Below are 7,930 nucleotides of genomic sequence, written 5' to 3' on the forward strand. Positions count from 1 at the left end.
CGCCGCCGTGTCCGCCTGCTTGGCAACTCGATTTCTGAAGTGTTCATGTGTCCGCAATGAAGTTACGCGGACACGAGCATCCTTGGTATGCGGCTCGGGCTCAAGATGACTTTGCCGGACGGATACGCATCAAGGCCATGGAGCGCGCTGCAGGGGCATCGAGCCACTCGTCGTACTGGTCTTCCCGAAGGATGACCACCATGCGTTTTTCATCCTCGGGCCGGTGGAATTGGTTGAAGACCGGGTGACTGTCGGCGTTGATGGTCAGAATGGTGAAGCTCAGCACCTCTTCACCAGTTGCCTTGGGGTTGACCGCCTTGAGCAATTGGCACTTGCTGTGGATGGCGAACAGCAATTGCAGCAGCAAGGCCTCGAGTGGCATCTCAGTTGGCGCCGAAGGCCGGCCATGGCGGGCATACACCGCTTCGAGTTCCGTGCTCATGCTTGCTATCAGCGTATCGACCACGGTACGCAGTTTGCGCAGTGGGTGTGCCCTGCGGCACGCGCGCTTCAAGGCTGATGTGGCTGAACGTCGCACCTTGGAAGTTTTGGTTGCCGCTGATGGTCCTCGTCTGGATCGTGCGCGGATAGCTTCAGATCGTAGCGCCCGACACGGGGGCTGAGGGGGGAGTTTTCAACGGTCTGCTAAATTCAACCCTTCAATTTTTCGAATTCCTGAGAGTACGAGTCCAAGACTGATCGCCAATCAGGCGGGACCTGAATCTCACGGCCCATTGATGTTGTCGCCTCAGACTTAAAGACCAACTTTGCAGTTCCATCAACACTAGGTGGGTACAAATAGGCAGGACCAAAGTTGGTCATCACTTCATACACCGAGTGATAAAGCCTTATCCAAATTGGCCGCCTCACAACGCCAATCACACTTTCTATTTTGATGTGGCGCGGCTTACCAAATATTGCCTCATCCCGATTCAACCACTTGCTCAGCAATTCAGCGCACTCATCAGAGCCAACATCCTTTGCGATCTCAGTCAAGCGCTCGAAACGAGTCCCGTGTGATTTCTCGACTTCATCAGAGTCCGCCTGATCTTTATCTTCATCATCGCGATCAATTACCCATTCAACCAGTTTCTGGCTAGTCATTACCTCAGTTGAGGGCGGAGCACTCGACAGCCCCGAGAAATCAGTAGCCTCGATAAGAAGCGTCCAGGAATTATTGCCTTGATAAATAACATACTCATCCCACGCCTCATTTCGTCCTGGAGCATCAGAAAGTTCCCCATGAAAAAGATGATGCCTCTTCTCCACAAGCTTGCTCGCCAGTCGCTCGCGAATCTCGCTCGAAAAAACAGAGCCGCGGCCAGCGATGCGAATCGCGGTCGAATCAAGGCGAATACGAGGACATGTGGACAAAAAATATCTTAAATCAACAATGACCTCAGAAGGACTACGGATAGCACCTGCCTGAATCATAGCCATCGCGTATAAAAATCTTTTTACTGAACTCAAACTCGTGGTTTTTGAGACGTAACTTCGACGCTTGGCCTTACGAACGACGATTTCGTCGACCTGCGACAGGCCTAGGTTTTTCGGTCCTTCGCCCGCAATACCAGAAAGAAAATGATTGATCTCCCCGCCGGTCAAATCAACTTGGAAGCAGGCTTTAACCATTGCCCTCAAGGATGAGTCGAAAAGTTGATACTCCATTTCTTTTGATCCATTCTCACGACCCAAAACAGGATGAGAAATACGCAGCGATTGGAGATCCCTGGCAATCCCCGGAACCACAAAATCAGCCAAGGCGTGAAAATCAAAAGTAAGAAGGGGTTTGGATGTAGGGCGATCGTTCGCAACCCAGCCTTCAACATCCGGAGCAGAGAGATCAGAAAAATCAAAACCCACTCTAGCGCATGCCACTTTTACACGCGCAATATCATAAAAAGGTTCTCCCGACTTATTCAGCCAATGTCCAGACGGCCCCACCTCGTCCGGAGCGTCAAAGACCGCCTCTATCCATCCGGGTTTCAAGCCAAATGAAAGCAATTCGCTTTTCGACAGCATTCTATTTTTCACACGAAAACCTTTTACTAGAAGATTGAGACAAGGGCTTTCAGATCTGGCAAGGCGAATTGACTATTCTCGCCAACATGGCTCCGACGTTGTCATGCAGATCACTACTTTGGGGCAGCCTTAATGACGTTGGACCGATGGCAGCATGCGCCAGATACAGGCGGGTCAACACCGCCCGCATGTCTTGGTCTAAAAAGCTCCATGCCTGCTCCGCTATTGCAGCAGGGACTCCGAAGCGCGCTTCAGCGACCGAACCAGCGATAGCTGCGATGGTGTCACTGTCCCCACCAATAGAGATGGCATTTCGGATTGCATCCTCATATGATGAGGCTTCCAGTGCGCAAATTAGTGCCTGTGGCACTGAGTGTTGCGCTGCTTCTGAATGACGGTAGGAAGGACGAATCTCATCGACGGTAAGAGACAAGTCGTAACCATAGCGGCTTGATAGCTCAGCTCGGATCAGGTGGGGAGGCTCACATTGCAGTGCCCGCCAGATCGTGGCTGCCACCGCCTGCGCCCCACGGAGACCCTCAGGATGATCATGTGTGACTGACGTGACCAACGTTGCAAGACTCAGTGCTTCGTCTAAATCGCGCGCCATTAAAGCCGCAGGCGAAACCCGCATAGCTCCGCCATTGCCCCAAGAGCCGTAAGCGGGTGGTTCATCATCCATGAACCATAGTGCAAAGCGCTGTCCCCAACCTCCAACGTGCTCATACTTTCGACACCACTTTTGCAATGACAAGGCTGGAGGCACCTCTTGAACAAGGCTATCTGCCACCGCAACAATGCAAACTGTGTCGTCGGTGATACGAGCTTGAGGATGGAATAATGGCGAAAAATCTTTTCGTTTTAGATTACGCTTCTCGTATACAGATCCAATAATGTCGCCTGCGATCGCACCCAACATAAGTATCATCCCCTGATTAATTGATAGTCAATACCAACACATAAACAGTGAGTACATTTTCAATCGACTATATATTGGCATAGTCTAAAACTTGGCTGATCGCCTGCTCTCTAGTCAGATGCAAGCGCATCATGAATATTCCGCACCTGCTCTGCATACTCTGGAGGTTCGACAATAAAGTTACGGGTGCGTTTCTCACGAAGCATCCAGACTCTAGACCACCCGTTTATAAATGTAGGACCTTTACGATAGTTCGGATTGAGCCACCCGCCAATTACTGTTGCGTCTTTCACCAGAACAACGCGCCTCCCAGACCTTTGAATTGCCTCGAGCAGAACCGCTGGCGACGATCCTTCAGGTATCAAACTTCCGCCCCACGAGCAGATCGCATAAATGTTACCGTCGTCCCACAGCACCAGCGGTCCGGCGACTACGCGGCTGGCTTCACCCGACAACAAAGCAGATGCCATTCGGATGCAGGCGCAGTCGATCTCTTTAGTGTCACTCTCGGCCAGTTTGCTGATCTTTTCATTCGCAGCATCTAACGCAAAATTTGTAGCCTGAACAGTCGTGCTCAAGGCAGCGATCTTCTCCCGCAGATCATCTCGGTCATTGGCAGTTCTCTCAATGAACTCATCAAGATTTTTAATTCGCTGAAGGTCGGCAATTACTTTTTGCCGGATAGCCTGATCTGCTCGCCCTTCAAGCGCCCGGAGCAACTTTTTCCCATGCGCCGCGGCGGATCGCACCGTACCCGCCTTGATCCACCCGAAATGGTAAAAACCACTTATCAATGACCCTTCCCACATGGTGACGCTGAATTCGATACCGAGTCGCTCACAAAAGTCAATAATCCCAACAATAGGCGACACCCCGTCTTCATAGGTCAAGTCGATACCGAACTCAGAAGTAAGGGACGAGAGTCTTTCAAAGTCGACCACAAGCAACCGCAGCCAATCAGCAAATTGATCCGGCCAATCATCGCCGTAGCAAACGAGTACCATGCCTGCCCGGCGCTTGCCAATCTCAGGATAGTCGTCGTCTGATTTGCTCATGACTGCCTTCCCTCAATGCTGCCTTGTTCACCCAGGGAGAGTCCATCAACGGCTTCCCAAGGCAGGCGAAGGTCATCCCTGCCGAAATGGCCATAGGCTGCGGTAGGATAGTAGATAGGCCGCTGAAGATCTAGGCACTGAATGATCCCGGCCGGGGTGAGATCAAACTCACGGCGCAGTGCATCGACGATCTCGGAACTGCGCGCACTGGTCACGCCTTCAGTTTGGACGAGAAAGCTCACCGGCTCTGCAACGCCAATGGCGTACGCAAGCTGGACAAGCGCCCGTTTCGACCAGCCTCGCGCCACCACCTGCTTGGCCAAGAAGCGCGCCATATAAGCCGCCGACCGATCCACCTTGGAGGGATCCTTGCCAGAAAACGCACCGCCGCCGTGTGGCGCTGCTCCCCCATAGGTGTCGACGATGATTTTGCGCCCTGTGAGTCCAGTATCACCCTTTGGGCCTCCGATCACGAAGCGCCCGGTTGGATTGATCAGCTCGCGATAGCTCGACGCCCGCAGATTGGCAGGAATCACGGCATCAATGATGTCGCGGCTGACGGCCGCGCGAAGCGCCTCGGTTTCAATGCCGACATCATGTTGCGTTGAGAGCACGACCGCCTCAACGGCAACTGGGCGACCTTCTTCGTACCGAAATGTCACCTGAGATTTGGCGTCCGGCCCTAGCCACGGGAGTATTCCGCTGCGCCGCAACTCAGCTTGGCGACGCACGAGCCTGTGGGCAAACACGATGGGGGCCGGCATTAGTTCGGGGGTATCGTCGCAGGCGTACCCAAACATCAGGCCTTGGTCCCCCGCGCCAATCACGCCGTCCTGGCGGTCAACCCCCTGGTTGATGTCTGTCGATTGCCCGTTGAACCGAATTTGAATCTCGCAGCGATCGGGATCGATTCCGGTGGCACTCTCGCGATAGCCGGCATCGCGAAGAACATCAGAAACAATCGTTACTGCACGCTCGCGTACTGCTCGGAACGTGTCTTGACTGCGTGTCTTGAACTCTCCTGCGACCACGACGCACTGATCAGCAAGCAAGGTCTCGCACGCAACGCGGGATGATGGCTCATGGCGCAAAAACTCATCAAGTACCGCATCGGAAATGCGGTCAGCCAACTTATCGGGGTGTCCTTCAGAGACAGACTCCGACGAAAAAAGGCCATTGCGAATAGACATAAATCACTCCTCTTTAGCCGCTTTGACGATTTGTCGGGGGCGGCAATTTGGATCAAATCCCCCCAGTCTGCGTGCGTTGACGGACAGACCAAACCGCGCTTTATCTCAGGAAGACAAGTTGTGGGACACCGTCAGGCCCAATCCAAACAATTGCATTTTGTTCGAAGTGATCGCCGAGCTTCTTGGCCGCCTCGAGATCCATCCCCAGGACCAGAAAACTTTCCTCACCTGGCCAATTGTTTGATGGGTGTTGGCCGATACCTTCGATGAAGGTCACGCTGCGGCGGGACAGTTCTGCGGCTAGCGCACTTTGGCGCTGTTGGTTTTCAAATTCGCTGACTTCATGACTGAAAGGGTTACAGCCGGTGATGAAGGCTGCGCAATCGAAACGAAGGCGCTTGTATACGGCTAGCAACTCATGACTTATTTGCCCGATTTGCAAGGCAAATGGATGTTCGCCACGTACAAAGTAGTGCGTTTCCAGGTAGGCCTGGATCGTGGCAGTGGGAATGACTGAATCTGGCAACAAAAAAGCCCTCCAATTTGGAGGGCCGACGCGTCCCGTTTAGTTGCTCATGTAGGAGCCACATTCGCTTTCGCGATCCACCTTGCCCGGGAGGGCAGGTTGGCGTGGGCGTCGGCCCAACTCGAAATGTTGGCGTGATATTAGCACAACACTGGAGAAGCTTGCCCCTTGAGTCCAGCCCTGTCTTGGGGAGACCGCGGCCACTGAAGCCGCTGAGTACCGAACGACCGGTGACGATTGCAGCTGCCGTTTGGAGCCGCCGACCTTGACTGACTCAGGCCAGCCTACAGCGATCTTTTTCCATTCAACGGCAAAATGAACCGCACCGGATTCTGAGGAGGCTCTAACTCTTGATAGTCGGTGTGGTTCGTCACGAGCCTTTTCGCCTTCATCCCGAACGATCACAGGCTACGCCATCCGTTCGTGGGGCAATCCAGCAGCCAACTGAAGAGGGGCTACAGTCGATCGCCAAGGCGCTGGGTACATCTGTGGCCGCTGTGTACGCCCTGGCCGAGGGCAAGCGCCTGGCCGGTGACGACGATCACTCATTGGTCAGGCCCGAAGACATGGCGCATGAGGCGATGCAAATGCGCAATTATTTCCGATTGCTCAACCCGGAGTACCAACGCTTGGCATTGGAGCTCGTGAAAACCTTGGTCAAAGCGCAAGGCAAGGCGACCTGAGCGCGTCGCGACAACCTCACGGTTGTTCAAAGTGCCATTTGGGCGCCGTCATCGCTTCGGGACAGCGCCGCCGTCTTGGCCAATGCCATCCACACATCGAACCGTAAGCCGGTGAACGGCTGTTTGGGCGCCACCCAACGATTTCCAAGCCGCTGCTGATGGCCAGCATCACCTCAGACTCGGCCGGAACTACGACAGCTTCCCAAATGGGCTGCCCTTTCGCGTTGCACCCCAGGACGTAGTACTCCTGCTACGCCATCGCCAGGTAGGCGGCTCGCTTCTCGGGCCGCTTGAGGTCTCCCAGCAGGTCGGTCCGTCTCATGCACGACGGGTTTCAGGTACGTCTCCACCGTGGTGTGGCGGATGCTGAACACATCGGGGATGGCCAGGGTCCACACCCCGTCCACCTGCGCCCGCAACGCCAGTTGCGTCCAGGCGATGTGCCCCTCCTGCTGCATGCGCTCTGCGACTTTCATCACCAGTTCGTCGGGTGCGCTGCGGTTCGCTCGGTTGGTGGCGTGTGCGTCGGCCAGTGCGTGCAGCGAAACGTTTATAACAATTCAATTACTTTCATGGACTTTTTGGCGGCATCGTGAATTGGTGAGTTGATATCTAAGGTATTTGCCCTTATCGCTTCTTTGACTTCATTTTTTTGATCGGATAGTTGGTATGAGGCGATTAATGCGTTTGTGGCTTCGGATGGCTTGCCCTGGTTTGTGTATATCTCAGAGAGATTGAACCATGCGGAGGCCATTCTAGGGTGGTGGGTTAGAATGTCGCCTGCAATTCCTTCGGCTGCCGAAAATTGTTTTCCTGCGATGAGTGCGGTCACGAAATTATCTTTAATCTCGGGGTCTGAAGGATCGGCTTCAGTTCCATTGCGAAATGATGATATGGCATCATCAATTTGATCTAACTTCATCAATCGAAGCCCCTGCTCATTAAATTTTTTGGCGGCTATTCTGTCGCCATTGATAGGTTTATTGGGTAGATTTTCTAGTTGTAGTTTGATCTGATTTATTTCGGGTAGTCGAGTCGGGTGCTGAAGAATCCAAGTTAACAGAATTGCCCCTGAATTTTTGGCATTCACTACCTGTACTCGCAATGATTCAGTCAAATCTACCGCCAATTTTTCTTGCGTGTTTAGCTGCGAGAGAGCGCCCGTCGGCTGCGCTGACTGGGCGGTTTCTTGATCAGAGTTTGTGATCGTTTTTGTGCTAATGTCGTTGCTTGTTGTATTGGTATATGTGAAATCTTTGCTGCTGGCGGGGTTGCTTGAAATTTTTGACTCCTTACCCACGCCCTGCCTTGGAAACATAATTTCTTGGAGTGATGCATTTCTCATCGGCCAGAAGGCCTTGATTGCAACTGATTTTGTGGAAATGTTGTTGCCCAGACTTGTTTCGGCAGGGCGGATTCAAATCTGAAGTGCAACACCTGCCACCGAGTAAGGTCAGCAGATGCAAAGCAGTCCACCCAGAAGGTATCAACAGCTCCAGACAGAGGACCGCGTGACGCTGGCCAGCCTGGTCCAA

The 7,930-nt window shown here is 53.3% G+C and carries 7 protein-coding genes, 1 pseudogene and 1 riboswitch; of the genes and pseudogenes, 1 reads left to right on the forward strand and 7 read right to left on the reverse strand.

From position 1 onward, the window contains the following. Positions 1-307 precede the first annotated feature (307 nt). The 6 genes and pseudogenes from ACFQPB_RS23290 to ACFQPB_RS23315 all read right to left on the reverse strand — a co-directional run. Positions 308-563 (reverse strand): annotated as a pseudogene (locus tag ACFQPB_RS23290) (transposase); the annotation flags it as partial. 88 nt (positions 564-651) lie between these two features. Beyond that, positions 652-2,022, reverse strand: coding sequence for a hypothetical protein (locus ACFQPB_RS23295; protein WP_382228666.1), 1,371 nt, complete (start codon positions 2,020-2,022; stop codon positions 652-654). Between the two features lie 49 nt (positions 2,023-2,071). Next, positions 2,072-2,941 (reverse strand): ADP-ribosylglycohydrolase family protein, encoded by an 870-nt coding sequence (locus ACFQPB_RS23300; protein WP_382228669.1) that lies wholly within the window; start codon positions 2,939-2,941, stop codon positions 2,072-2,074. A gap of 110 nt (positions 2,942-3,051) precedes the next feature. Beyond that, entirely contained in the window at positions 3,052-3,996 is a 945-nt protein-coding gene (locus ACFQPB_RS23305) for a coiled-coil domain-containing protein (RefSeq protein WP_382228672.1), read from the reverse strand. Next, complete coding sequence (metK, locus tag ACFQPB_RS23310; protein WP_382228675.1) at positions 3,993-5,186, reverse strand: methionine adenosyltransferase; 1,194 nt, start codon at positions 5,184-5,186, stop codon at positions 3,993-3,995. Before metK ends, ACFQPB_RS23305 begins: the two co-directional genes overlap by 4 nt. A gap of 100 nt (positions 5,187-5,286) precedes the next feature. Beyond that, on the reverse strand, positions 5,287-5,715 hold the full coding sequence (locus ACFQPB_RS23315) for a DUF3293 domain-containing protein (protein ID WP_382228678.1): 429 nt from the start codon (positions 5,713-5,715) through the stop codon (positions 5,287-5,289). Positions 5,716-5,741: 26 nt separating this feature from the next. Further along, positions 5,742-5,847: riboswitch (SAM-I-IV-variant riboswitch) on the reverse strand. A 215-nt stretch (positions 5,848-6,062) separates the two neighbouring features. Here ACFQPB_RS23315 and ACFQPB_RS23320 point away from each other — a divergent pair. Further along, complete coding sequence (locus ACFQPB_RS23320) at positions 6,063-6,395, forward strand: hypothetical protein (RefSeq protein WP_382228681.1); 333 nt, start codon at positions 6,063-6,065, stop codon at positions 6,393-6,395. Positions 6,396-6,945: 550 nt separating this feature from the next. Here the strand turns inward: ACFQPB_RS23320 and ACFQPB_RS23325 are convergent. After that, on the reverse strand, positions 6,946-7,740 hold the full coding sequence (locus ACFQPB_RS23325; protein ID WP_382228683.1) for a hypothetical protein: 795 nt from the start codon (positions 7,738-7,740) through the stop codon (positions 6,946-6,948). Between the last annotated feature and the right edge of the window lie 190 nt (positions 7,741-7,930).

Origin of the sequence: Hydrogenophaga atypica, assembly GCF_042665215.1 — a bacterium.
Lineage (GTDB): Bacteria > Pseudomonadota > Gammaproteobacteria > Burkholderiales > Burkholderiaceae_C > Hydrogenophaga > Hydrogenophaga defluvii_A.

Excerpts from the sequence above, each read along its gene's own strand:
- ACFQPB_RS23295 (WP_382228666.1), bottom strand. The coding sequence starts at position 2,022 with ATGCTGTCGAAAAGCGAATTGCTTTCATTTGGCTTGAAACCCGGATGG.
- ACFQPB_RS23300 (WP_382228669.1), bottom strand. The coding sequence starts at position 2,941 with ATGTTGGGTGCGATCGCAGGCGACATTATTGGATCTGTATACGAGAAG.
- ACFQPB_RS23305 (WP_382228672.1), bottom strand. The coding sequence starts at position 3,996 with ATGAGCAAATCAGACGACGACTATCCTGAGATTGGCAAGCGCCGGGCA.
- metK (WP_382228675.1), bottom strand. The coding sequence starts at position 5,186 with ATGTCTATTCGCAATGGCCTTTTTTCGTCGGAGTCTGTCTCTGAAGGA.
- ACFQPB_RS23325 (WP_382228683.1), bottom strand. The coding sequence starts at position 7,740 with ATGAGAAATGCATCACTCCAAGAAATTATGTTTCCAAGGCAGGGCGTG.